Source organism: Ferdinandcohnia salidurans (genome assembly GCF_042680725.1).
GTDB lineage: Bacteria > Bacillota > Bacilli > Bacillales > Bacillaceae_L > Ferdinandcohnia > Ferdinandcohnia salidurans.
This window is the reverse complement of the sequence record NZ_JBHUEK010000034.1, coordinates 176,128-201,147: the sequence shown is the minus strand read 5'-3', so window position 1 is coordinate 201,147 and position 25,020 is coordinate 176,128. Positions and strand designations below refer to the sequence as shown.

Genomic DNA, 25,020 nt, shown 5'->3' with positions numbered 1-25,020 from the left:
TTATTAAAATCAAAGATATTACTCTTATTTAATGTCAATAATAAAGTCCCCTCCATCTGATGGAGGGGGTACATAAACCATATAAGAAACTTTAGTAATATTCTTATGTAACGGGAGAGGAGATGAGTTTTATTAAGATGTTGGAAAACCTGTTTAATATATTTTATCAATTTATGGATAGTTTTTCATTCTTAATATTGGCAGCAATTGGCTTAGCAGTAATTTTTGGAATGATGGGGGTAATCAATTTAGCTCATGGTGAGTTCATAATGTTAGGAGCGTATATTACTACTTTGTCATGGTTAGCTGGAATACCAATACCAATTGCTATATTATTAGGCTCTATTGGAGTAGGTTGTTTTGGATTTATTATTGACAAATTGATTATTAGACATTTGTATGGAAGGCCTCTGGATTCGGTAGTAGCAACATGGGGAATAAGCTTGATAATGGGGCAAGGTATGTTAGTAATTATGGGTCCTTCTTTACAAGGTCCATCAACACCATTTGGATCCTTCTCAATTGGTGAGATTAACTATTCTACATATAGGATTGTCCTTGCCATTATTGCTTGTTTATTACTTTTTCTTTTGTATTGGGTATTCATGCATACAAAATTTGGATTAATGTCTAGAGCGACAATGCAAAATGAAGAAATCGCAAGAAGTTTAGGAACAAATACTAAGCAAATATATACTACAACTTTTGTTCTAGGTTCTATGTTAGCGGGATTAACAGGAGGCTTATATGCTTTCACCATGTCAATTGGACCCACATTTGGATCAGGTTTCCTTATGGAAAGTTTCGTAACTGTCATTGTTGGTGGTGCAAATCCATTAACTGGAACAGTGATGGCAGGTGGAACACTAGGAGTTGTACACAGTGGATTATCTTTCGTCTTTGGAACTTTTATTGGTAGAGTTGGGCTTTTGATAGCAGCAATACTCTTCATTAGACTCTGGCCAACTGGTTTTTCGGGGCTTATAGACAAAAAAGTTATAAGGGTGAATAGATAATGAATAGATTGTTTAATCAAAATATTAATTCAGAAAAAATAATAATGTTATTAATGTGTGCGATATTTTTGGCTTTCCCTTTAATTGGATCGGATTACGATATTTTAAATATGTCTTATTTTATATCAATGGCAATCCTATCTATTAGTTTATGGTTAATTTGGGGATTAACAGGGATATTCAGTTTCGGTCAAACTGCTTTGTTTGGCTTAGGCGGATACACATATGCACTTATAAGTTTGAATTTTGATAATCCAAATCTTACATTTTTAGCGCTTTTACTGGCATTAATTGTTACATGGGCGTTTTCGTTTTTATTAGGTTATTTCATGTTTTATGGTGGAGTAAATGATGTATTTGTAGGGTTAATTACTTTGTGTGTCACACTGGTTATGGCAACATTTTTAGCGCAATCTGCAGGATCAGAATGGAAAATAGGTGATGTATTACTTGGTGGAGATAATGGAATAAACAATATTCCACCGTTAGCGTTAAGCTTTGGGGATTTTGAACTATTATTTACTGGAAATGTTTTGTATTACTTTATAATAATTTCAATTATCACAGTGTACTTAATTTTAAAGAAAATGCAAAGAACAAAGCTCGGTTATAGTTTTATTGCAATAAGAGAGAATAGAGAACGGAGTAAATTATTAGGATACAATACGGCACTTTTACAAACGTTTGCTTTTTCTCTAGGAGGAGTTCTCGCCGCATTTAGTGGTGTCTTATATGTTACTTGGGGTGGGTATATAGCACCGTCAGTGATGGCAATTTCTGCAGCGTCACTTCCTGTTGTATTGGTAGCTGCAGCAGGAAGAAGAAATTTATCTGGGGTAATAATATTTACAATACTATATTATTATTTGTCTCAGAAACTCTCAGTTTCGGGTAGTGAATACGCATTAATTATTTTAGGTTTTATCTTGATTACGGTAATTTTAGTTGTTCCTCAAGGTATTGTTGTATGGCTATTTAATATAATCGATCGTAGTTTATTGAAGAAAAGGGGGAATAAGCTAAGTGAAAGTACAGGGAATCCAAAAAAAGCAAGTAGTGTCTAAACAAAAAAGTATTTTAGAACTAAAAAATGTAACAATGGACTTTGGGGGATTAAGAGCAGTTGATGACGTTTCTATTACAATAAATAACGGTGAACTTAGAGGTTTAATAGGCCCAAATGGTGCAGGGAAAAGTACTATATTTAAACTAATAATGGGTCTTTATATACCTACATCTGGTCAGATTTATTTTAATGGTAAAGACATTACGAAATTATCTACCTGGGAACGTGCTAGGACTGGAATGAGTATAAAAATGCAAATACCAGGGGTTTTTGGAGAATTATCTGGATATGAGAATATGCGAATTGCAGCACAAAATTTTTATTCAACTAGTGAGGTTGATAAGGAAATTTTAAGATTATCAAAACTAGTTGGAATTGATGATCTTCTTGATACAGAGGTTAACAACCTTTCACATGGTCAGCAGCAATGGTTAGAAATTGGTATGACACTTGCTTCTAAACCACAACTACTCTTACTAGATGAACCTGCAGCAGGAATGGGCCCAGAAGAAACAGCGTTTACCGCCCAAATTGTAAAACGTTTAAATGAGGAAGGTATTTCAATTATATTTATTGATCACGATATGGAATTTGTTAGACAAATTTCTCAACAAATAACTGTACTTCATCAAGGAAGAGTGTTTGTTGAGGGCAATATCACCGAAATAGAAAATAATAAAGATGTTATAGATATCTATTTAGGTTCAGAAGTTTAAAAGGGAGTGGGAGTAATTGTTAGAAATCCACGAATATCATACAGGTTACAACAAAGTTGAAATTATACGAAATGTTTCTTTAAGAGTCGATAAAGGTAAAATTGTCTCAATTATTGGAAGGAATGGCGTGGGTAAAAGCACCCTTATGAAGGGGATTATGGGTCTCCTAACAACAAAAAATGGAAAGGTACTATTAGATAATAAAGATATAACTTTATTAAATACACATGAGCGTGCACGAATTGGGATCGGATATGTTCCCCAAGGTCATGGTGTTTTCCCTAACTTAACAGTTGAAGAGAATATTAAAATGGGAGAATCAATAAACAAGAAAGCTAAGAAAATGGATTATGAGATAATCTTTAACTACTTTCCTCGTATTAAAGAACGTTTAAGTCAAAAAGCGGGAACATTAAGTGGCGGAGAACGTGCCCAACTTTCAATTGGAAGAGCATTGATAGGGAATCCCGACTTACTATTACTGGATGAACCGTCCGAAGGAATTCAACCTAATATCATTCAAAGTATTGGTGACATTATCAATCAAATAAATAAAGATTTAGGTCTGACAGTACTTCTAGTTGAACAACATATTGGCCTTATTAAGAGTTTGGCAGATACTTGTTACGCAATGGATAAGGGAAGTATTGTTGGTAAACATGAGGCTAGTGAACTAACCCCAGAGCTAATTCAAAAGTACTTATCTGTTTAGTATAGTAATTTTATTATTTAATAGGAGATGATATTAATGAAAGAAGTAAAAGAAGTGAAAGAAGTAAAAATTATTAAACAACCTGGAAAACATAGCTATGTTTTTAGCCCTTATTTAGACCCGATAGCAAGAGTAAAACCGGGTGAAGAAGTTATTATTTATACAGAGGATGCATTTGAAAGTCGTATAACAAAGGAAACGGATACACCATCAGAGATCTTAGGGGAATATTTAAACCCTCAAACTGGCCCTATTTACATTGAAGGTGCAGAACCAGGTGATACACTATTAGCCCATATAATTGATATCGAGCCTACACGTGATTGGGCAGTAAGTATACTTAATCCCTACTTTGGAGGATTAACAGCAACCCCGATGACTAGGATGTTACACGAACCTCTTCCAGAAAAAGTGTGGATATATAAACTAATTGATGGAATGGTAGTAAATAATACACAATTAAGTTTTCCTTGGCGACCATTTATGGGGACGATTGGAACAGCACCAAACCTTGAAGCAGTATCAGCATTAACACCTTTCAATCACGGAGGAAATATGGATGTCCCTGATACCAAGCCTGGAAATACAGTATATTTACCTGTAAATGTGCCTGGAGCATATTTCTATACAGGTGATTGTCATGCAGGACAAGGAGATGGTGAATTATGTGGTGTTGCTTTAGAGATTACAGGTAGAGTAAGAATCAAGTTTGATCTTATTAAAGGAAAGTCCATTAAATGGCCAAGAATAGAAAGTCCAACTGAATTAATGGTAGTTGGAAGTGCAAGACCAATGGAAGATGCAGCACGTATTGCATACGCAGAACTTATAGATTGGATGGTTGAACTTGGCTGGGATAAACTAGATGCTTATCAAGCATTAACTCAAATTGGCAAGCTATCAGTAGGCAATATGGTAGATACATATTATTCCCTTGTTGCCAAAATTGAAAAGAAATATGCATTTATTGATAAAAATTAATATGTATGTTTAGTATGGACTGGAGGTATTAAATGCGTATATTAGTTGCACCTGATTCATTTAAGGGAAGTTTATCATCAAAAAGTGTTGGAGAAATTATAAAATCTGCCTTTATTAGTGAAATCCCAGATGTACTTGTAGATGTATTACCAATGGCAGATGGTGGAGAAGGAACTACAGATGCTCTATTATTCTCTACAGTTGGAGAAAAAGTTAAAGTTGAAATTACAGGTCCAATGGGAAATCAAACAGAAGCTTTTTATGGGCTATTGAATGATAGTCAAACCGTAGTAATTGAGGTAGCTTCTATAGCAGGATATACAAAAGTACCTGACAAAAAACGTGATCCATTTTACCTTACGTCATTTGGTATTGGTGAGTGTGTTACACATGCACTAGATTCAGGTTACAGGAAATTTATATTTTGTCTTGGTGGCAGTTCTACAAATGATGCTGGTATAGGGTTATTACAAGCATTAGGAGTAAACTTTGAAAATATTGATAGAAACAAATTAGCTCCATTTCCTTATGTTTTCGATAATATAGAATATGTTGATTATAGTAATGTGGATAAAAGGATATGGGAATCAGATTTTCGTGTTGCATGTGATGTGGAGAATCCTTTATGTGGTGTAAATGGTGCTACTTACGTTTTTGGACCACAAAAAGGAGTTAAAGATTCAGAGTTAAACAAATTAGATAATAGTATAAAGAGATATGCTGAGCTTATTGAATCACACCTTCAAGTAAATCTAATGAATATGAAGGGATCAGGTGCTGCCGGAGGTTTAGGGTTTGCTTTATTATCCATTGGGGCTAAAATCGAATCAGGAGCAAAACTCATAGCAAAGCATCTTAATCTTGAAGAAAAGATAATGGAAAGTGAATGGCTTATTACGGGTGAGGGTAGAACTGACGAGCAAACTCTGCAAGGTAAACTCCCTTTTGAAGTAGCGAATATTGCTAAGAACAACAGTGTTCCAACTATATTAATTTCAGGTTCTTTGGAAGGTGATTTAGAACAGTTTTACACAGTTTTTGAAAGTATACATTCAATATCTAGCGGTCCGTTATCTTTGGAAGAATCTATAAAAAATACCGAGAAATTATTACATCACAAAGCACGAAATATTGCTAGATTATTAAAATTTGCTCGTGAAGATAGTACAAAAATTTATTCAAAAGAAATAAACTTTAATTAATGAGACTTCAAATATGTATATAATTATGAAGGTAAAATATTAGCCAGATGTTTATGGCCATGATTCATTACTTCATTCAATATTTTGAGTTAAACCACTCCGAACACAGTTATATCCATGTTTGTGAGTGGTTTATATTTTTCACAGATCTCGCGAATAAAATATATACATTTACTACCAACAGGAATTAATTTCTCTGTAAGCATAGGGAAAATGTACCTTGGTTTATGTGGGTATTATTAAAACTGGGGAATGACAATGGGGATTTTGTTGCTTATTTTACCTGGGATATTTGTTTGGGTTTGGTAGTAACTATGCACTATGACGAAATCTAGTCAGAAGGCGTTATAAATTTGGTGCGTGTTAGTGATTTGATTCTTTTTGTTGTATTTGTAACTATCATTCACTGGAGTTTCAGGTGGATACCACTGGTGGATATTATTTTGACAAGTATGTTCTACTTGCTCAAATGGAGGATACTTTCTCGAAGGTCTTGAATAACATTTGCAGCATATAATGCCCCAAGATAGGCTTTTAGTGAAACCTTACTGAAACACCGGAAGAAATGGCAATATGTATATACCTCTAGATCTTCTTTGTCAAGGAGATCTAGAGGTATATTTCTTTTTATATGCTTCCTGCAAAAAGAAACAGCACCCTCTAATGAAAAGGTAGGTGCTGCATTTATTTACTTTAATATTCACCTTTGATGACAAAAAACGAGCCGCGAATCGTTCCAGCTAGCTTAGACTTTTGTCTGGCAAACTTAAACTTTCCTTCTAACTCCTTTGGAACCTCCATTCCCTCAGAAAGCTTAAAACCAACGGCACGCTTCTTAGGGTCATCAATCGTATACAAAACATTTACTCCAAGACCATCTTCATAAAAGACATAGGTCCAGTTGATATTTTTCACTTGAAATCGTGATGTTTCTAACGGTTTGGCCGCAAATTCAATATCACGTTCTTCTTTCAACACTCGGTTCACATAGTCAAGGTTCTCTTGGCTTTCGCTAGCGGGTTTCACGGTAAATGGATGCTTATATTTGTTCATAAAGTAACGCGCTTCATGTGCGCGTAAACCTGCAAGTGCATCTGCTACGGGTGAAGATTCCAAACCAACTGTAGATACATTTTTAAAATCGACGATATAGGACATTTCCATCACTCCACTTATTTCTTAACAACAGGAATCCACATTTCACCAAAGACCACGTTGTCACGCTGTCCCATTTCAACCGAAGTATTTGGGCCCCCCACATAGGCATAATCGGTTGCTTCTGCTAAAGCTTGACCAAAGGCTATGCCAGTAAGTGTTTGACTTAATTCTTCAGCCGTTTCCGCTTCACCTTTTACTACTAAATATGGCCCCTTTGGAAACTGAATCACTCTAGTTGCTTCAGGGATTGTTTCCTCGGTCATAACGCCAGCATAATGCATCATCTTGTTATTCACTGCTTCGTTTACCACAAAAATGTACTCATTTGTGGCGATGGCTTTTAAAGCGTCAAGTCTTCCATCTTCTTTAACAGCATGCCAAAAATCGGCCTTTTCCTTGTTGATAGCAGCAAAGTCTCTGTAGTCACTCTTTAGCTCAGTTCCAATACCTAACACGATAAAACTTTCTTTTTCTTCAATTGTATAATTTTCCATTTCAAAACCATCCTTTTTTAATAAGATTATCAAACGATTTATCTTTTCACTTGCTACGTTTATAATAGCCTTAAATCATGTCAAAAAATGATACTGTTTAGGAGTTGCTATGAAAAAAGTTGAACGGATAAATATCATCATGCGCTATATTAACAACCGCTCCCATTTTACCATTTCTGAAATCATGAATGAATTTAACATTTCTCGCTCGACAGCCATTCGGGATATCAGAGAAATTGAGTCTATGGGAATGCCACTTGTTGCTGAGGTAGGCAGGGATGGTGGCTATTTTGTCATGCACAACTCAGTCCTTCCCGAGGTTCGCTTTACCAATGATGAGGTTAAAGCTCTTTTTATCGCTTTTATGGCCACAAGAAATCAACAACTGCCTTATCTTAAGAGCCGTCAATCTTTAGCTGAAAAATTACTCGGCCTCATCTCAGAAAGCCAGCAAGATGACCTTATTTTGTTAAATCAAATTCTACTATTTGAAGGAACCAATCCGAACAATCCCGACCTACTAGATCTTTCGGACCTTCCACATCCCATGTTAGAACAACTCATCCAACATCTTTTATTGGATCGATATTTATTGATTTCCATCGAAGAAGAGAAGGTGGTTAAATCCTATGAAATTTATCTCTTGAACCTATATCGTGAAAAAAGTGTATGGCTCATTGAAGGATTTGAGTTAAAGGAAGAGAAGCGAAAGATTTTTCCTGTTGATCAGCTCACAAATGTAAAACCGTACACTCCGGAAAAACGAGTAGGTGAGAAGAAGATAGTAGAAAAACTCCGAAAACAGGAAGAAGATAGTAACTTTGTCCTTGAACTTGGACCACTGGCAATCGCCCAGTTCAAAAAAAATCACCCTTTAAAACTTTCTCTTTCCTATACTGATCCTTTTCAAACAACAGCCATTTTAAAGACTAATGTTGATGCTCATCATTTAGAAGAAGTTAAGGAACTAGCTAATTGGCTTCTTTTTCTAGGTGAGGACATTAAAATCAGGGAAGTGCCAAAAGAAGTCTTAGCGTATATACAAGAAAGACTATCTTTATTTTATCCATCTTGAGGGGCAGGTAAAATTAAAAAGTAACTGGAGAGTATTATAATACAAAGATCAGTTCTAATAATTATAAATATTGCATCGAATATATTGATAGACTCTCAAAAAAGAACTAGGAAAAGATGAAGCATATTTTTATGAATATAAGCTGTAGTCATACCTCATTTTACGGTAAAGTACAGTTTTTCCCTATTAAAGACTGGTTATATAGCATATAATTTTGATAATTCATAAAAATATAAAACTTGCAAGTGATATAAAGGAGCTGTTCAAATGCTAGATGTAAGTAATAAAATCGGATGGCTTGAAGGAATTATTGAGGCGGTTCATGATGGGATTTTAGTAATCGACAAAGATGGTATCGTTCAGTTAGTAAATGAAGAATATACGAATATTACAGGTGTAAGAAAAGAACAAATCATAGGTAAGCCACTAACTAAAGTTCGTCCTGGTGCGCTGTTACCGACCGTACTGAGAACTGGGAAGTCCCGCGAAGGTGTATTTCGAAAAGAAAAGGATTTGGAATATGTAGTTGATATGGCTCCCGTCTATGAAAATGGTGAAATCATTGGAGGAGTATCGGTTTGTAAAAGTGTACCAGAGGTATATCAGTTATCACTAGAATTAAAGAAAAATAAACAACGGGTCAATCAATTGGAGAAGGCGATAGGCCGTATTCATCAAGTAAAATATACATTCTCCAATATGATTGGAGACAACCAGCGATTCAAAAAGGTTATTCAACAAGCTAAGAAAATAGCGCCAACTGACTTAAATATTTTAATAACGGGAGAATCAGGAACAGGAAAAGAACTTTTCGCTCAAGCTGTTCATCATGGAAGTTCACGAAAGGCTTATCCCTTCGTTCCTGTGAATTGTGCAGCTATTCCTAGTTCTCTTCTTGAAAGCGAATTGTTTGGTTATGAAGAAGGTGCTTTCACTAATTCAAAAAAGGACGGTAAGGTTGGGTTGTTCGAGCTTGCAAATAAAGGGACCCTTTTTCTAGACGAAATAGGGGACATGCCAACTGACCTTCAAGCGAAGCTACTTCGGGTGCTACAAGAGGGTACGTTTCGAAAGATTGGTGGGCTAAAAGAAGAACAAATTGACGTACGTATTATCGCAGCAACCAATAAGGATTTATTAAATATGGTAAAAAAAGAACGTTTCCGAGAGGACCTTTATTACAGGATTAATACGGTACATCTTTCAATACCATCCCTTCGTGAGAGAAGGGACGATATTCCAAAGTTTGTTTCCTCGTTAATTCATGACCAAAGTGAATATGCACATTTTAAAGTTGAAGAAGAGGTTATGAATACGCTCATGCAATATGATTGGCCTGGAAATATCCGAGAGCTAAAAAACACGATCCACTATGCTAGGAACATGGCTGAACATGATGTTATCACATTTGAAAATCTTCCAGATACCATTAAATCCCTCTTTCGACATCGAAAAGGAAACCCACAATCCCATCAAACTTTAGAAGAATTGTTAAGAGAAACAGAAAAGAAAGCTATATTGGCAGTGCTTCAAGAAACTGGGTTATCGGTAAAAGGCAAGAAGGCAGCAGCAAATAAATTAGGAATTTCATTAGCGTCTTTGTATAATAAAATGTCAAAACTAAAAATTAATCTATAATTTCTAATTTCTTAGAATCCGAGCAAATAGGTTTCTAGCTTTTTAGAAACCTTTATTCTCCAATGAATGAAGGCGCCTTTTAAACAATAAGTTTCTAAAAAATTAGAAATAACCAACTTAGTAATGATACCAAAGCCTTGCAATCTAAGGCTTTTTTTATTTGGCACGAAAGTTGCATTAAATATGATTAAGGACGTAAACAAGAAGGGAGGACTAGTCTCAATAATATATTTCAAATAATTTAATTGGGAGGTATTGAGAAATTGAAGAAAAGTCTTTTTCAAAAATTGATCATTTCAATGGTAATCACGTTGCTTTTATTGTCTTTCTTTAGCTTAAATACGTTCGCTAAAGGTAATTATGGTGAGGTAGCTAAGCCGGAATCATCTGTGGTGTCTGGAGCTTATTACAAATCTCAACTTGTTGAGTTAAGTTCACCTACACCTAATGTTAAAATTCTCTACACGACGGACGGTAGCGATCCAATAGATAATGGTCAAGTTTATACTGAGCCAATTCTCATTGAAGAAGACACGGTAATTAAAGCAATAGCCGTCCGTGGTAACGTAAATAACAAAGCTTTAACTGTTAACAACGGTAATACTCATAGTGAGATTGCTACTTTTACATTTTCTTTTGAAACAAGAGCATCCATCGCTAATAAATTTTTAAGCTTTACTTATGATGGAATGCCATACCGACTTTTTGTACCTGATGATTATGACCCATCTCAATCTTATCCTCTAGTATTGTTTTTACATGGTGGGGGAGAGAGAGGAACTGATAATGAAAAGCAGCTTCTATCTAATGATGGCGCTATCATTTGGGCTGCTCCTGAAAATCAGGCCAAACATCCCGCTTTTGTATTAGCACCTCAAGCCCGAAACGTTCATGACGGAGGATTTACTGTAACTCGTGATTCTAATAATATAGTAAATCTGAGCAAAGTATTTGAGTTTTCTGAGGACCTTGGAAAAGCACATGAGATTCTTCAACACGTAATGACAGAATATAATATTGATACTAGTCGTCTTTATTCAACCGGCTTGTCCCAGGGTGGATACGGTACGTTTAATTTAAATATCAAATACCCTGATTTGTTTGCGGCTATGGTTCCAATTGCAGGCGGAGGGGACCCAGCTGAAGCAAATAAACTTATAAACAAACCGATTTGGGCTTTTCATGCGGAAGACGATGCAGTTATTCCAGTTGCTCACACAAGAGATATGATTGAAGCAATCAAAAATGCTGGCGGAAACCCAATTTACACAATATACGAAGCAGAACTGGGCTACAATCATGCTTCATGGGTACCTGCATATGAAAATAGCGAAATGATAGAGTGGGTTTTTAAACAAGTTAACAAAAAACTGTAGGGTTGATTTTAGCGAAGTACATGAGAAAAAGATTGTTTCAACGATCTTTTTCTCTAGGCCATTGCAAATAAGAATCGTTAACATAATTCAACATTTTAGAAGGTGTTGTAGATAGCACAACAATTACATTTTTATTGTAAACGCTTTAAAAAATGAGGGGGGCTTTTAATGTTAGCATTACTAGGATTTTTAACAATCGCAATCTTTTTGTATCTTATTCTATCGAAACGAGTTTCTGTGATTGTTGCTTTAATTTTGGTTCCAATCGTATTTGGTTTATTTACAAGTGAGCGTGCAAATCTTGGCAGCATGATTTTAGATGGGGTTTCTGGGGTTGCCCCGACGGGAATTATGCTAGCATTTGCTATTTTGTTTTTTGGATTAATGAATAGTGTTGGATTATTTGATCCAATTATCTCTAAAGTATTAAAAATGGTAAAAGGTGATCCTTTAAAAATTGTAATAGGTACAGCGGTTATAGGAATGGTTACACACCTAGATGGTTCCGGTGCCTCTACCTTCTTAATTACAATTCCTGCCTTGCTTCCACTATATGATCGATTGGGAATGAGTCGCCTGGTACTAGCAGGTGTTGTAGCACTTAGTGCCGGAACCATGAACTTGGTCCCATGGGGCGGGCCAACTGCGCGTGCTGCAAGTGCTCTAGGAGTGGAAGCGAATAGTTTATTCACACCTGTTATCCCTGCAATGATTGCTGGTTTGATTTGGGTACTATTTGTCAGTTATTTATTAGGGAAAAAAGAAAGAGAACGCTTAGGAGTAAAAGAACTCCAATATGAGTTTAATCAGGAACTGAGTGAAAAAGAATTGAGCTTAAAAAGACCAAAATTATACTGGTTCAATCTATTATTAACGATTTTAACTATTATTGCTCTTGTAAAAGTTTGGCTACCTCTACCTATCGTTTTCATGGTGTCGTTTGCTGTTGCACTTATCGTGAACTATCCAAAGCCAAAGGATCAGCAAGACCGAATTACTGAACAGGCGAATGGCATGGTTACAGTCGTAACCATCATTTTTGCGGCGGGTATCTTTACGGGTGTTTTATCCGGAACAGGAATGATTGAAGCCATGGCCAACGCTATGGTCAGTGTAATTCCAGATAGCACAAGCTCTTTTGTGGCACTGCTTGTGGCGATTACCAGTATGCCACTTAGTTTAGTATTTACCCCAGATGCTTATTATTTTGGTGTTCTACCGATTTTAAGTGAAACAGCCAGCGCCTTTGGAGTGAATCCAGTTGAGATTGGACGCGCAGCAATCTTAGGACAAATGACCACCGGTTTTCCATTGAGTCCTCTTACGGCTTCGACCTTCCTTTTAATTGGATTAGCAGGTGTAGAACTTGGAGATCATCAACGATTTATATTCAAATGGGCTTTTGGTACAACGATTGTGATGACGATTGTTGCATTTTTAACTGGTGCGATTTCTATTTTTTAATTGAGGAGTGTTTAATTTGTTGCGAATTGGTTCTGGAGCTGGCTTTGCAGGCGACCGTATCGAACCTGCAAAGGCACTAGTGGAAGAAGGAAAACTTGATTATCTCATTTTAGAAGGATTGGCAGAGCGTACAATCGCGTTATCACAAAAGCAAAAGCAAAGAAACCCATCCCATGGATACAATGAATATCTTGAAGAGCGAATTCGAATTCTGTTGCCTATTTTATTAAAAAAGAAAGTTCGTTTGATTACAAATATGGGAGCAGCCAATCCAACCGGGGCTGCAAAGAAAATAATTGAAATTGCTAAAGAAATGGATCTGACGTGCAAGGTCGCTGCGGTGACGGGTGATGATGTATTGGGAAAAATTAATGGAAATTACAAAGTGTTCGAATCAGGTAAAAGTCTTAGAGATTATGAACCTGTTCTTTCTGCTAATGCCTATCTTGGCATTGATTCATTGCTACCCGCCTTAGAAACAGAGGCCGATATTATTATTACAGGACGAGTCGCAGATCCGTCACTATTTCTAGCTCCTATCGTACATCATTATGGATGGAATCTTGAAGACTATGAATTGATAGGTCAAGGTACGTTAATAGGTCATTTATTAGAGTGTGCAGGGCAAATTACAGGGGGTTATTTTGCCGACCCTGGGCGAAAAGATGTCGAAGGACTTGAAAATCTTGGGTTTCCTTATGCAGTTATTGAACCTAATGGCAATGCGACGATTACAAAATTAGCCAATACAGGTGGAACCATTAGCCTCCAAACGGTAAAAGAACAATTATTATATGAAGTTCATGACCCTGAAAATTATATCACTCCTGATTGTATTGCTGATTTTACAACAGCAAAACTAGAAGAGGTTGGAAAGGACCAAGTCCGTGTATACGGAGCAGCCGGAAAAAGAAAGCCAGATACATTCAAGGTTTCAGTTGGCTATCATGCAGGTTTTTTAGGCGAGGGAGAAATTTCTTATGCAGGAATTTCTGCACTGGAAAGAGGGAAATTAGCTCAGGATATTTTAAAGAAAAGACTATTAAAAAATTATCCTAACCTAAAAACAGATTTAATTGGAGTATCTTCTCTTCATCATGGACAGATCAGTAACTATCGACCATATGAAGTCCGTGTTCGAGTGGCAGCTCTTTGCGAAACTGTAGAAGATGCTAAAACAATTGGACATGAATTGGAAGCCTTATATACCAATGGACCAGCTGCTGGAGGGGGCGCTAGAAAAAGACTCGAAGAAGTTATTGGAATTGTCTCCACCTTTATCAATCGAGGAAAGATAACCGTAAACACAGAGATTTGGGAGTGAAAGTAATGGTAAAAATAAAATTAATCGACGTAGCTCACAGCCGTTCAGGAGACAAAGGTAATACACTAAACATCTCGTTGATTCCCTACAACGAGGCCGATTACGAATGGCTCTCCTCTAGTGTCACAGCAGAAAAAGTAAAAGACCACCTTAAGCATATTGTAAAAGGAAAGGTAACGAGGTATGAGCTACCTAACATCAAAGCATTTAACTTCGTCTGTGAAGAAAGCTTAATGGGAGGCGTGACAACATCACTTGCGATTGATACACATGGAAAGAGTCTAAGCAATGCTTTATTAGAAATGGAGATTGAAGTTTAGACTTGAGTTTATAACTAAATATAGTTTAGGAAAGAAGATGGGGGGACTCATCTTCTTTTTATTTTACAAACAAAAGAGAGTTAGATTACATACCTCTAAATTTATGTATTAGATAATAAGAGGAAAAACAATTATTCAACAATAGTATTATACATTATCCAAGTAGAGAGTATGATTTTGTGCAATATCGAATTTTTAGTTCCATTCTAAATTAAATGTTATTTTACATTTTTTGAGTTATTGTTCTGAAATAATATAGACCAAGAGACTAATGTTTTTAAGGTATAATAAATAATTCGTTATTTTTGAAAAAATTAATATTTTCTAAAAAAACACTACCATACAAGTATGGTAATATGGTAATATAAGGGCGTACAGAGAAGGAGGGGCGAAATTAAATGTTTGACATAAGTGCAAAACATAAAGTTAACAATTATTCAACAAGAGACTATGTTTATGAAGTGTTAAAAGACAACATTATCTCTCTCAAGTTAGAACCAGGAAGAAGTATCTCAGAAAAAGAGATTTCTGAAATGATCAATGTTAGTAGAACTCCGGTTCGAGAGGCATTTGTAAAATTAGCCCAAGAAGATTTACTTGAGGTTTATCCTCAAAGAGGTACATACATTTCTCTCATTGATTTGAAACATGTAGAAGAAGCTAGATTTATTAGAGAACATCTTGAAAGAGCTGCAGTAAAAGAGGCTTGCCATAAATTATCAAACGAGAATCTTTTAAAACTAAAAAATAATCTCAGTTTGCAAATATTGTGTGTGGAAGAAAAAAATTACACAAGGTTATACGAATTGGATGAAGAATTCCATCTCACAATTACAACGGGAAGTGGTAGACCACTTATTTGGAATGTTATTCAATTAATGAATGCTCATTTAAATCGATTCAGAATGTTAAGTTTGGCGGCTAATTATAATTGGGAATTAATACTATCTCAGCATCAAACCATCATTACAGCTATAGAAGAGAGGAATCCAGAGTTAGCGGAAAAAGCCATGGAAGAACATTTGACAAAAACGCTATTTGAACAGGATGACTTAAAAAAGGAATATAGTCAGTATTTTAAATAACATATTTTTTTCAAATAGTTTGTAAGCGCTTCATTTAATGGTGGTAACGTAGTCCATTATCTACGTAAATATAAAAAAATTTGGGGGAATTAGGGATGAATATCAAAGCTAGAGTATTTGCGATTTTACTCATGATTAGTATGTTACTGGTAACTGCGTGTAATGATAATCAAGCTAATGGAGATGCAAATGGATCAGGTGATAATAATGACGTATATAAATTGAAAATTGCTACCGCTCTTACTGAGTCAGATCCTATTTATCAAGGATTGGTAGCACTTAAAGAAAGTGTTGAAGAAAAAACAAATGGTGAAGTTGTGTTTGAGATTTTTGGAGGAGGCTCTCTTGGAGAAGATAGTGACATTATTGAACAAGCTAAAGTTGGAGCAAATGTAGCGGTTCTCACAGATGCTGGTCGATTAGCGGAGATGGTCCATGAGATTGGTATTTTGTCAGCACCGTATTTGGTTGATAGTTATGAGGAAGCAAACACAGTTGTACAGTCTGAATTATTTAAAGGATGGGAACAAAAGTTAGCGGATGAACACAACCTACAGGTGTTATCTTTTAACTGGTATCAAGGGGATCGCCACTTGTTAACAAATAAGAAAATAGAAAAACCAGAAGACCTTAAGGGAATTCAGATGCGAACTGCGGGATCACCAATTTCGTTAGAAACTGTATCAGCAATGGGAGCTAGTCCAGTTGGGTTAGCATGGGCTGAGGTTTATCCAGGTCTACAACAAGGTGTTATAGATGCTGCAGAAGCACATCATTCGGCTACTTTTGGTGCCAACTTACAAGAGGTTATTGGCTACATTACAAAAACTAGTCATTTCCAGTTGTTAACTGGACTGGTAACTTCAGCAGGTTGGATGGAAAGTCTTCCTGAAGAATACCAAGACATTATATATGAAGAGTCAATCAAAGCGGCAGAAGTTGCTTCAAATAATATCGTAAAAATGTCAGCCGATTTTGAACAAAAGTTAATAGATGCAGGTGTTGAAGTTAATGAGGTAGACATAGAACCGTTTAAAAAAGCTACAGAAGGAGTATATGACAAGTTTGATGGATACCAAGATTTACGGAAAGAGATTAATAAAATACTAGGAAAATAGAGAGTGATAATATGATAAAACAATTTGCTAGAGGTTATGTGAAGGCTGAAAATTTTATCACAAACTTATTAATGATTGGTATTGTAGTTTTTGTCTTTTTGGCAGCAGTCATGAGATGGGCGGGGTTCCCCATCTCTTGGTCCGTTGAATTTGCTCAAGTATTATTCGTTTGGGCAATCTTCTTAGGAGCAAACCGTTGTTTGCGTGAAGATAAACACATTAGTGTTGATTTTCTTACAAAAAAACTCCCTTTGAAAATAAGTCTGGGTATAGATATTCTAATGAATTTACTCGTATTAGCATTTCTTATTTTCTTAGGGTATTACGGAATTCTATTGAGTGTTGAGAATTCAGAAAGAATGATTAATAATTTATCACTTAGCTATTCTTTGGTAACTCTTTCTGTACCTATCGGTAGTATTCTAATGATTATAACTATCCTTGTTAAGCTGAAAGGAAAACTTAGTTTTACAAAAAGCTATATGGGAGATGTAAATATAAAGGGGTGAGATAAATGTTACTTGTTGCTGTTGTTTTCTTCATTTTACTATTTCTAAATATGCCAGTTGCATTCGCAATTGGAATAGGTAGTTTATCATTTTTTCTTTTTGAATCCAATTTACCAATGGAAATAGTAACTCAAAGGATGGTTGCTGGTACACAGTCCTTTCCTTTATTAGCAGTTCCTTTCTTTATCTTGGCTGGAAATTTAATGAATTCATCTGGAATCACTACTCGTCTTATTCGATTTGCCAATTCACTAACGGGACATTTAAGAGGTAGTCTAGCTCACGTGTCAATCGTTCTTAGTACTATCATGGGTGGCGTGTCTGGTTCGGCAAATGCAGATGCAGCGATGCAAAGTAGAATTTTAGGACATCAAATGGTCGCTAGGGGTTATTCGGGTGGATATTCTGCTGGAGTAATTGCAGTCAGTTCCTTGATTACCGCAACTATACCACCAAGTATTGGCCTTATTTTATATGGATATGTTGGGGAAGTTTCGATTGGAAAGCTTTTCTTAGCAGGGATAATCCCAGGAATGCTTATGATGGTCTTCTTAATGGCTGTTTCCTATATAATTGCTAGAAAAAGAGGTTATGATGAAAATGTTGAAATGAAGAAAGCAACTCTTAAAGAGGTGGGTGTTTCTTTCAAAGAAAGTATCTGGGCCCTTCTATTCCCGGTAATTCTCATTGTGGGTATTCGTTTTGGGGTATTCACTGCTTCTGAAGCAGGAGCGTTTGCAGTTGTATATGCACTGGTCATAGGTTTCTTTGTGTATAAGGAACTGAATTGGAAAAGCTTTATAGAATCTATTGAGCAGTCTGTAATTGATAATGCATCGATTCTTTTAATTATTGCAACTTCATCCATTTTAGGATTTCTTATTACATATGATAGATTACCAAATAATGCTGCGGATTTTTTGATAGGACTTACAAGCAATTCAACCCTGCTATTAATTTTAATATTAGTTTTTCTTGTTGTTGCAGGTATGTTTGTTGAGTCTACTGTTCTCGTTTTATTACTAACACCAATCTTTTTACCTATCGTTGAACAAATTGGAGTAGATCCTGTGCATTTTGGAATTTTAATGATGACTATTGTTACGATGGGTGGTATGACACCACCAGTGGGAGTAACAATGTATACTACCACCTCTATTATGAAGGTACCAATAGAAGACTATGTAAAGGAATCAATGCCATTCTTACTTGGGGTAATTGCATTACTAGCGTTGTTATTGTTAGTTCCTGAAATTGTTTTATTCTTACCAGATTTGCTAATGTAAATCATTTAATCTATAAAAATATAGTTGTAAAGGAATTGTGAAATATTTAAGATTTTATAAGTAGAAACAGAATATGAAAACCGTAGGTGAAGAAAATTGAAAATGGTATTTAGGTGGTTTGGAGATGGGAATGATCATGTGAGTCTCTCCAATATAAAACAAATTCCAGGAGTTACCGGAATTGTATGGTCACTTCACGATCTTGAACCTGGTGAAGAATGGCCGATGGAAAGAATTCAAGATATGAAAAAAATAGCAGACAGATATCATTTTAATATAGATGTCGTTGAGAGTGTAAATATTCATGAAGATATCAAATTGGGTCTCCCTTCCCGAACAAAGTACATTGAAAATTATATTGAGACGATAAAGGGATTAGCAAGTATTGGTGTGAAAGTTATTTGTTATAATTTTATGCCTGTATTTGATTGGATTCGCACAGACTTATATCTGGAAATGGAAGATGGGTCTACTGCTTTATTTTATGAAAAGGCGAAAGTGGAAAATATGAGTCCAGAGGAGCTTGTAAACAGATTTTCTAACTATCAAGATTCTACTTTGCCAGGTTGGGAACCTGAACGTATGGGGAAGCTTACGGAGTTATTTGAAGCATATAAAGGATTTACAGAAGAAATGCTTTGGGAAAACTTACAGTATTTTTTAGAAAGAATCATACCAGTAGCAGAAGAATATGGCATTAAGATGGCTATTCATCCGGATGATCCACCTTGGACTATGTTTGGTTTACCAAGAATCATTACGAATAGAGAGAATATCTCAAGGTTATTACGTCTGGTAGATAGCCCATACAATGGTATAACTTTATGTAGTGGATCATTGGGGGCAAATGAATCAAATAATATTCCCGAAATGATTAGGGAATTTGGAAGTAGAATACACTTTGCACATATTCGTAATATAAAGCGATTTGAAAATGGAGATTTTATTGAGACGTCGCATAGAGAGAGTGATGGTTCACTTGATATAGTTGGAATTGTAAAGGCTTACCATGATATTGGTTTTACAGGATATGTAAGACCAGATCATGGTAGACATATATGGGAAGAAAAGTGTCGACCTGGCTACGGTCTATACGATCGCGCACTAGGCATTATGTATATTTGGGGTATATGGGATTCACTTCAAAGAATGAAGGGAGTACATGTAGATGATGTTACGAAGTGAGGGACTAAGAGGTAAGGTTGCTGTTATCACAGGTGGTAGTGGAGTGTTATGTAGTGCGATGGCAAAGGAACTTGGAAGACAAGGTGCCAGAGTTGCTATTATAAATAGGAATTTAGAAAAGGGAAAGGTAGTCGAGCAAGTCATCACAGATGCAGGTGGAGAAGCTTTTGCGATCTCTTGTGATGTATTAAATAAAGAGGATGTACAAAAAGCAAGAGACATCATAACTGAAAAACTAGGCGTTTGCGATATTTTAATTAATGGTGCAGGAGGAAACCATCCGAAAGGAATTACAACGAATGAAACATTTAAAATAGAAGACCTTGAGAATGATCATATTCAGACTTTTTTTGACTTAACTAAAGAAGGATTTGGTTTTGTTTTTGATCTTAATATATTGGGGACACTCATCCCAACTCAAGTTTTTGCAAAGGACATGGTAAATCGAAAAGGTTCAGTCATTATCAATATGTCTTCAATGAGTGCACCATCTCCCATGACAAAGGTTCCAGCATATAGTGCTGCAAAATCGGGAATAGAGAATTTAACCAAATGGTTATCAGTTCATTTTGCAGATTCAGGAATTCGTGTTAATGCTATTGCACCTGGTTTTTTCTTAACTGAACAAAATCGTAATCTATTAACTAATGAAGATGGCTCTTTAACTGAGAGATCGAACAAGATCATAAGCCATACTCCAATGAGAAGATTCGGAAAACCTGAAGATTTATTAGGTACATTACTGTGGCTAGTAGACGAAAATATGTCAGGATTTGTTACCGGTATAACAGTGCCTGTTGATGGTGGATTTATGGCTTATTCAGGTGTTTAGAAGTGGTGTAATAGAAAGAGTATTTGGCAACTAAGTTAAAACTTTTTACTATTTTCTATGAAGGGAAGTATGAACATGACAAGGATTAGCTTTGAAACGATGAAAAGTGAGATTAAAAGAGCATTTATTAATGCTGGCATGAGTGAAGAAAAGGCAGAAGTTTGTGCAAGAGTCCATACAGAGACGAGTTGTGATGGTGTCGCTTCTCATGGACTAAATCGTGTTCCTCGTTTTGTGGATTATATAAAAAGGGGTTGGGTGGATGTTGATGCGGAACCAACGTTAGTTAAATCTTTGGGTGCTATTGAAATTTATAATGGTAACCGTGGCCCAGGAATTTTAAATGCATTAACTGCAATGGATCGAGCGATGGAAATTGCGAAAACGTATGGTGTCGGTATCGTAACTTTACAAAATACAACTCATTGGATGCGTGGAGGTACGTATGGATTAAAAGCTGTAAACAACGGGTTTATTGGGATTTGTTGGACAAATACCGAGTCAGTTATGCCAGCTTGGGGAGCGGTGGACACTAGGGTAGGTAACAACCCATTTGTGATGGCTGTTCCGCGTAAAAAGGGACATATTATTTTGGACATGGCAATGTCTCAGTATTCGTATGGAAAACTACAAACTACGGAGTTGAAAAAGGAGCTATTACCATTCCCAGGCGGTTTTGATGAGGAAGGTAACTTAACAAGAGAACCAGGACCAATTGAGAGAACAAAGCGGATTTTGCCAATGGGGTACTGGAAAGGTTCCGGATTTTCTATATTACTAGATGCCATTGCAGCTATTATGTCTGGTGGACTATCAACCAATGAGATTGATAAGGTACAGGAAGGTAGTTGTGGAGGTTGTTCCCAAGTATTTATCGCATTGGATCCTACACAAATAAATGGAGAGGAACATTCAGAGAAAATAACTGATGGGATTGTGGATTTTATTAAAGCCTCTGAACCTGAAAAAGAAGGTGGCCAAGTCTATTATCCTGGTGAAAATTCACTAAATAATCGTTACAAAAATATAGAGCAAGGAATACCTGCTGATGATGGTATATGGAAAGAAGTATTGTCTCTATAGAGTAAAAAAGAACCTGATAAGAGGATTACGTTAATACAAAAATAGAACATGCGCTTAGAAGCATTCGATAGTATTTTAAAAAGGAGAATGTAAATGAAAGCGACTTACGTGACGGAACCTGGAAAATTGGAAATAAAAGAAACTATTGAGCCACAAATCTCTAATTCTTATGATGTAAAAATCAAAGTAAAAGCGGGTGGCATTTGTGGTTCGGATATACATATTTATCATGGAACTTCTCCAGTAGCGACCTACCCAAGAATATTAGGGCACGAAATTGTAGGTGAAGTTGTAGAAGTTGGTGGGTCAGTTGAGAAATTTAGAGTACATGACCGAGTTGTCATTGATCCAATTATCAATTGTGAAGAGTGTTATCATTGTAAAAAGAACAGACCAAATTTGTGTGTAAACTTAAGGGTTCGAGGTGTACATGAAGATGGTGGTTTCAGGGAATATGTTGTAACACCAGAAACGAACATTTTTAAGATACCAGATTCTATCTCCTTTGAAGAAGCGGTTATGATTGAGCCATTTACAGTAGCTGCGCAAGTTAATTCACGTGGGCAAGTGGAAAAAGGAGATTATGTTTTTATTATGGGCTCCGGACCAGCTGGTCTCTGTGCATTAAAAGTGGCTAAAAATAAGGGAGCAATCTGTATTATTTCAGACTTAGTTGATGAGAGGCTTGAAAATGCAAAAAGGCTGGGAGCAGATTATGTAATTAATGCAGGGAAAGAAAATGTAAACGAAAAGATTGATAAATATACACAACATATTGGTGCAAATGTTGTGATAGACGCTGTTGGTAACTCTAGTTCATTTGAACAAGCAATTGAAGTAGTAAGTAAAGGCGGCAGGATTGTCATTTTAGGTTTTACAGATACACCATCTAAAATTCCGCAATTACATATTACGAAAGATGAGTTAGATATAAGTGGTTCTAGACTTCATGCAAACAAGTTCCCCGAGGTAATAGATTGGTTTGAAAAAGGAGAAATTAATGGGAATGACTATATATCGCATACTTACCCATTTGAAAAAATCCAGGAAGCCATTCATCTGGTGGAAACTGAACCAATGAAGGTATCAAAGGTAGTATTAACGTTTTAATTGATTGTGATAATCGCAAGTGTTATATTCTAATGACATGGTATTTATGGTAAAAACGATGCCTACTGGCAAGCTACAACCTGCAGTTAAAGTTATCATTATATGAAACAGTTAACCACTCACAAACCCTGATATATCAGTATTTGTGAGTGTTTTTAATTTTCCTCAGAATACGAAAAAAATTATATACATTTAATCCCAGAAGGAATATAATTTTTCTGTAAATATAGGAAAAATGTACCACGAACTGGGGAGAGGCGTTTTTAAAAAGGGGGAAAACAATGGGGATTGTGTTACTTATTTTAGCGGGGGTTATTGAGGTTGGTTTGGCAGTACATAGCTTCGTGACTAAGTCTAGTCAGAAGCGTGTAAGAAATTGGGTGCGTATTAGTGAATTAATTGCTTTTGTTGTTTTTTTAACCGTCGTTCACTGGAGTTTCAGGTGGGGGCCACTAGCAGTTTTACTTTTTATTTTTGGTATCATTTCGGTTATTTCATTACTGAGGAATAGGCAAGAGAAAAACTATCGACCAGTTGGAAATATTTTTAAGGCAGTTGGGGTATTGTTACTGATTGCTGTTGCGTTATTACCCGCAATTATTTTCCCGCAGCATAAGGCTGTAGCAACAACTGGTGAATACGATGTGGCAACTAAATTATCTACATTAACAAATGACAGCCGGATTGAAACGTTTACTGCAACAAATGAGAACAGAAAAGTGAATCTTGAATTTTGGTATCCAAAGAATGTGGATGGGAAATTACCACTAATCGTATTTTCTCATGGGGCATATGGAATAAAGGCAAGTAATACATCTACTTTTCAAAATCTTGCAAGTAATGGATATGTGGTTGTTTCGATTGATCACCCGTATCATTCTTTATTCACAAAAGATGAGGATGGCAATGTAACGTTGGCAGATACCTCCTTTATGCAAGAGGTAGAAGATGTGAATGATGGTCTCTATGATGAAGAGGAAGTCTTTAACCTAGAGCAAAAATGGTTGAAATTGAGAACAGATGACATTAATTTTGTGATTGATACGATTAAGCAAAATGCGAACGATGAAGCATCGGATGAAGTCTATCGACTAATCGACACAAACGCTATCGGTTTAATTGGGCATTCCTTAGGTGGTGCATCGGCTGCAAAGCTTGGTAGGGATCGAAATGATATTGCGGCTGTTATCAACTTGGATGCTGACTTGCCTGGAGAAGTGGTTGGATTTGAGGATGGTAAACCAGTCATTAATAAAGAGATTTATCCGGTACCATTACTAAGTGTTTATTCTGATACAATGAAGAACTTAATGGACGGTGTTACAGATCCAGAAGTTGTGATTCCGCAACAGAATATCTCGGATACTGCTCCTGATGCATACGAGGTATATATACAAGGAACAAATCACTTGAGTCTTACGGATTTACCGCTTGTATCCCCGTTTCTAGTTAAGGTGATTAATAGTTCTGTAGAAAAGGACACGGGCTCCGATAGTGCCGATAAATACAAAGTACTTGAAACGATGAATGAGATTGTACTTGAATTCTTCGATAGCTACGTGAAGGGTGAAGGTCAATTTGAATCGACTGGAACATACTAGTGATTGTATTGGTATGTCGAATACAAATTATGATGAAATTTACAGATCACTTTATTTGAAGTAACAACAAGAATCTATTAAAATAGAAATAAATACCAATACATAGGAGTGATGGAAGAATGGCAAAAGTATGCTTTTTACTTGATAATGGCTATGAAGATTCAGAGATGAAGAATCCTTATGATGCAATGAATGAAGCAGGTCATGAAACCGTTGTTGTTGGAATTGAAAAAGGCGCTGAACTTAAAGGGAAGAAAGGGACTGTATCATATACATCTGACCTTTCCATAAGTGAAGTAAAGGCTGACGATTATGATGCGGTTATTATTCCTGGTGGCTCTGCTCCAGAGGCACTACGAGTAAATGATGAAGTCGTACAATTTGTAAAACAAGCAAATGAACAAGGGAAAGTGATTGCTGGTATTTGTCATGGACCACAAGTTATGATTAGTGCGGATATCCTAAAAGGGGTAAGTGCTACTTCGTACATTGGAATCCGTGATGATTTGAAAAACGCTGGATCAACCTTCTTAGACCAAGAGGTAGTGGTTGACGGAAATATCATTACGTCCCGTACACCAAAAGACGAGCCGGCATTTATTAAAGAAATCTTAAATAAATTATAAGAACGTTTTTGTTCTAAAGGTCTCTTCTCGTATAGGAAGAGGC

The 25,020-nt window shown here is 36.1% G+C and carries 24 protein-coding genes; 22 read left to right on the top strand and 2 right to left on the bottom strand.

Annotated features, from left to right (window positions below):
* The first annotated feature begins 122 nt into the window (after positions 1-122).
* The 6 genes from ACFSFW_RS23280 to ACFSFW_RS23255 are packed head-to-tail and all read left to right on the top strand — an operon-like array spanning position 123 to position 5,693.
* Complete coding sequence (locus ACFSFW_RS23280) at positions 123-1,016, top strand: ABC transporter permease subunit (protein WP_388041974.1); 894 nt, start codon at positions 123-125, stop codon at positions 1,014-1,016.
* Entirely contained in the window at positions 1,016-2,080 is a 1,065-nt protein-coding gene (locus ACFSFW_RS23275) for an ABC transporter permease subunit (protein WP_388041973.1), read from the top strand. Before ACFSFW_RS23280 ends, ACFSFW_RS23275 begins: the two co-directional genes overlap by 1 nt.
* Complete coding sequence (locus tag ACFSFW_RS23270) at positions 2,040-2,798, top strand: ABC transporter ATP-binding protein (RefSeq protein ID WP_388041971.1); 759 nt, start codon at positions 2,040-2,042, stop codon at positions 2,796-2,798. The genes ACFSFW_RS23275 and ACFSFW_RS23270 overlap by 41 nt, the downstream gene beginning before the upstream one ends.
* Positions 2,799-2,814: 16 nt before the next feature.
* Complete coding sequence (locus ACFSFW_RS23265; RefSeq protein ID WP_388041970.1) at positions 2,815-3,510, top strand: ABC transporter ATP-binding protein; 696 nt, start codon at positions 2,815-2,817, stop codon at positions 3,508-3,510.
* A gap of 36 nt (positions 3,511-3,546) precedes the next feature.
* Positions 3,547-4,491, top strand: a complete 945-nt coding sequence (locus ACFSFW_RS23260) for an acetamidase/formamidase family protein (RefSeq protein ID WP_304214427.1) — start codon at positions 3,547-3,549, stop codon at positions 4,489-4,491.
* 32 nt (positions 4,492-4,523) lie between these two features.
* A complete protein-coding gene (locus ACFSFW_RS23255; protein WP_388041968.1) occupies positions 4,524-5,693 on the top strand; it encodes a glycerate kinase in 1,170 nt (389 codons plus the stop codon).
* A 693-nt stretch (positions 5,694-6,386) separates the two neighbouring features.
* Here ACFSFW_RS23255 and ACFSFW_RS23250 read toward each other — a convergent pair.
* Together ACFSFW_RS23250 and ACFSFW_RS23245 are read right to left on the bottom strand one after the other, a co-directional pair.
* Positions 6,387-6,851, bottom strand: coding sequence for a DUF8821 family protein (locus tag ACFSFW_RS23250; protein ID WP_388041967.1), 465 nt, complete (start codon positions 6,849-6,851; stop codon positions 6,387-6,389).
* 14 nt (positions 6,852-6,865) lie between these two features.
* Entirely contained in the window at positions 6,866-7,345 is a 480-nt protein-coding gene (locus ACFSFW_RS23245; RefSeq protein ID WP_388041965.1) for a GyrI-like domain-containing protein, read from the bottom strand.
* Positions 7,346-7,454: 109 nt separating this feature from the next.
* Here ACFSFW_RS23245 and ACFSFW_RS23240 point away from each other — a divergent pair, with 109 nt between their 5' ends.
* The 16 genes from ACFSFW_RS23240 (at position 7,455) to ACFSFW_RS23165 (ending at position 24,977) form a co-directional block, all read left to right on the top strand.
* Entirely contained in the window at positions 7,455-8,420 is a 966-nt protein-coding gene (locus ACFSFW_RS23240) for a helix-turn-helix transcriptional regulator (RefSeq protein WP_388041964.1), read from the top strand.
* A gap of 267 nt (positions 8,421-8,687) precedes the next feature.
* Entirely contained in the window at positions 8,688-10,058 is a 1,371-nt protein-coding gene (locus ACFSFW_RS23235) for a sigma-54 interaction domain-containing protein (protein WP_388041962.1), read from the top strand.
* A gap of 263 nt (positions 10,059-10,321) precedes the next feature.
* On the top strand, positions 10,322-11,434 hold the full coding sequence (locus tag ACFSFW_RS23230; protein WP_388041960.1) for a chitobiase/beta-hexosaminidase C-terminal domain-containing protein: 1,113 nt from the start codon (positions 10,322-10,324) through the stop codon (positions 11,432-11,434).
* Positions 11,435-11,602: 168 nt separating this feature from the next.
* Entirely contained in the window at positions 11,603-12,898 is a 1,296-nt protein-coding gene (locus ACFSFW_RS23225; protein WP_388041958.1) for a CitMHS family transporter, read from the top strand.
* A 7-nt stretch (positions 12,899-12,905) separates the two neighbouring features.
* On the top strand, positions 12,906-14,222 hold the full coding sequence (locus ACFSFW_RS23220) for an acyclic terpene utilization AtuA family protein (protein WP_388041957.1): 1,317 nt from the start codon (positions 12,906-12,908) through the stop codon (positions 14,220-14,222).
* Positions 14,223-14,227: 5 nt separating this feature from the next.
* Positions 14,228-14,542 (top strand): AtuA-related protein, encoded by a 315-nt coding sequence (locus ACFSFW_RS23215; protein WP_388041955.1) that lies wholly within the window; start codon positions 14,228-14,230, stop codon positions 14,540-14,542.
* Between the two features lie 398 nt (positions 14,543-14,940).
* Entirely contained in the window at positions 14,941-15,627 is a 687-nt protein-coding gene (locus tag ACFSFW_RS23210) for a GntR family transcriptional regulator (RefSeq protein WP_388041954.1), read from the top strand.
* Between the two features lie 95 nt (positions 15,628-15,722).
* Entirely contained in the window at positions 15,723-16,745 is a 1,023-nt protein-coding gene (locus ACFSFW_RS23205; RefSeq protein ID WP_388041952.1) for a C4-dicarboxylate TRAP transporter substrate-binding protein, read from the top strand.
* An 11-nt stretch (positions 16,746-16,756) separates the two neighbouring features.
* On the top strand, positions 16,757-17,254 hold the full coding sequence (locus ACFSFW_RS23200; RefSeq protein ID WP_388041950.1) for a TRAP transporter small permease: 498 nt from the start codon (positions 16,757-16,759) through the stop codon (positions 17,252-17,254).
* A 5-nt stretch (positions 17,255-17,259) separates the two neighbouring features.
* A complete protein-coding gene (locus tag ACFSFW_RS23195; protein WP_388041948.1) occupies positions 17,260-18,540 on the top strand; it encodes a TRAP transporter large permease in 1,281 nt (426 codons plus the stop codon).
* 96 nt (positions 18,541-18,636) lie between these two features.
* Complete coding sequence (gene uxuA / locus ACFSFW_RS23190) at positions 18,637-19,725, top strand: mannonate dehydratase (RefSeq protein ID WP_388041946.1); 1,089 nt, start codon at positions 18,637-18,639, stop codon at positions 19,723-19,725.
* The gene (locus tag ACFSFW_RS23185; protein WP_388041944.1) at positions 19,709-20,557 is read left to right on the top strand and encodes an SDR family oxidoreductase; all 849 of its coding nucleotides are present in this window, start codon (positions 19,709-19,711) and stop codon (positions 20,555-20,557) included. The genes uxuA and ACFSFW_RS23185 overlap by 17 nt, the downstream gene beginning before the upstream one ends.
* Positions 20,558-20,632: 75 nt before the next feature.
* Entirely contained in the window at positions 20,633-21,640 is a 1,008-nt protein-coding gene (yiaK, locus tag ACFSFW_RS23180; RefSeq protein WP_388041942.1) for a 3-dehydro-L-gulonate 2-dehydrogenase, read from the top strand.
* Between the two features lie 93 nt (positions 21,641-21,733).
* Entirely contained in the window at positions 21,734-22,750 is a 1,017-nt protein-coding gene (locus ACFSFW_RS23175; RefSeq protein WP_388041939.1) for a zinc-binding alcohol dehydrogenase family protein, read from the top strand.
* 281 nt (positions 22,751-23,031) lie between these two features.
* Positions 23,032-24,351 (top strand): alpha/beta hydrolase family protein, encoded by a 1,320-nt coding sequence (locus tag ACFSFW_RS23170; protein WP_388041936.1) that lies wholly within the window; start codon positions 23,032-23,034, stop codon positions 24,349-24,351.
* 119 nt (positions 24,352-24,470) lie between these two features.
* Positions 24,471-24,977, top strand: a complete 507-nt coding sequence (locus tag ACFSFW_RS23165) for a type 1 glutamine amidotransferase domain-containing protein (RefSeq protein WP_388041933.1) — start codon at positions 24,471-24,473, stop codon at positions 24,975-24,977.
* The last annotated feature ends 43 nt before the right edge of the window (positions 24,978-25,020 follow it).

What these genes read in the sequence shown, in the direction of transcription:
- ACFSFW_RS23210 (WP_388041954.1), top strand. Translation starts at nt 14,941, where the DNA reads ATGTTTGACATAAGTGCAAAACATAAAGTTAACAATTATTCAACAAGA.
- ACFSFW_RS23200 (WP_388041950.1), top strand. Translation starts at nt 16,757, where the DNA reads ATGATAAAACAATTTGCTAGAGGTTATGTGAAGGCTGAAAATTTTATC.
- ACFSFW_RS23260 (WP_304214427.1), top strand. Translation starts at nt 3,547, where the DNA reads ATGAAAGAAGTAAAAGAAGTGAAAGAAGTAAAAATTATTAAACAACCT.
- yiaK (WP_388041942.1), top strand. Translation starts at nt 20,633, where the DNA reads ATGACAAGGATTAGCTTTGAAACGATGAAAAGTGAGATTAAAAGAGCA.
- ACFSFW_RS23175 (WP_388041939.1), top strand. Translation starts at nt 21,734, where the DNA reads ATGAAAGCGACTTACGTGACGGAACCTGGAAAATTGGAAATAAAAGAA.
- ACFSFW_RS23215 (WP_388041955.1), top strand. Translation starts at nt 14,228, where the DNA reads ATGGTAAAAATAAAATTAATCGACGTAGCTCACAGCCGTTCAGGAGAC.
- ACFSFW_RS23255 (WP_388041968.1), top strand. Translation starts at nt 4,524, where the DNA reads ATGCGTATATTAGTTGCACCTGATTCATTTAAGGGAAGTTTATCATCA.
- ACFSFW_RS23250 (WP_388041967.1), bottom strand. Translation starts at nt 6,851, where the DNA reads ATGTCCTATATCGTCGATTTTAAAAATGTATCTACAGTTGGTTTGGAA.
- ACFSFW_RS23225 (WP_388041958.1), top strand. Translation starts at nt 11,603, where the DNA reads ATGTTAGCATTACTAGGATTTTTAACAATCGCAATCTTTTTGTATCTT.
- ACFSFW_RS23275 (WP_388041973.1), top strand. Translation starts at nt 1,016, where the DNA reads ATGAATAGATTGTTTAATCAAAATATTAATTCAGAAAAAATAATAATG.
- ACFSFW_RS23195 (WP_388041948.1), top strand. Translation starts at nt 17,260, where the DNA reads ATGTTACTTGTTGCTGTTGTTTTCTTCATTTTACTATTTCTAAATATG.
- ACFSFW_RS23165 (WP_388041933.1), top strand. Translation starts at nt 24,471, where the DNA reads ATGGCAAAAGTATGCTTTTTACTTGATAATGGCTATGAAGATTCAGAG.
- ACFSFW_RS23170 (WP_388041936.1), top strand. Translation starts at nt 23,032, where the DNA reads ATGGGGATTGTGTTACTTATTTTAGCGGGGGTTATTGAGGTTGGTTTG.
- ACFSFW_RS23240 (WP_388041964.1), top strand. Translation starts at nt 7,455, where the DNA reads ATGAAAAAAGTTGAACGGATAAATATCATCATGCGCTATATTAACAAC.
- ACFSFW_RS23280 (WP_388041974.1), top strand. Translation starts at nt 123, where the DNA reads ATGAGTTTTATTAAGATGTTGGAAAACCTGTTTAATATATTTTATCAA.
- ACFSFW_RS23185 (WP_388041944.1), top strand. Translation starts at nt 19,709, where the DNA reads ATGATGTTACGAAGTGAGGGACTAAGAGGTAAGGTTGCTGTTATCACA.
- ACFSFW_RS23245 (WP_388041965.1), bottom strand. Translation starts at nt 7,345, where the DNA reads ATGGAAAATTATACAATTGAAGAAAAAGAAAGTTTTATCGTGTTAGGT.
- ACFSFW_RS23205 (WP_388041952.1), top strand. Translation starts at nt 15,723, where the DNA reads ATGAATATCAAAGCTAGAGTATTTGCGATTTTACTCATGATTAGTATG.
- ACFSFW_RS23235 (WP_388041962.1), top strand. Translation starts at nt 8,688, where the DNA reads ATGCTAGATGTAAGTAATAAAATCGGATGGCTTGAAGGAATTATTGAG.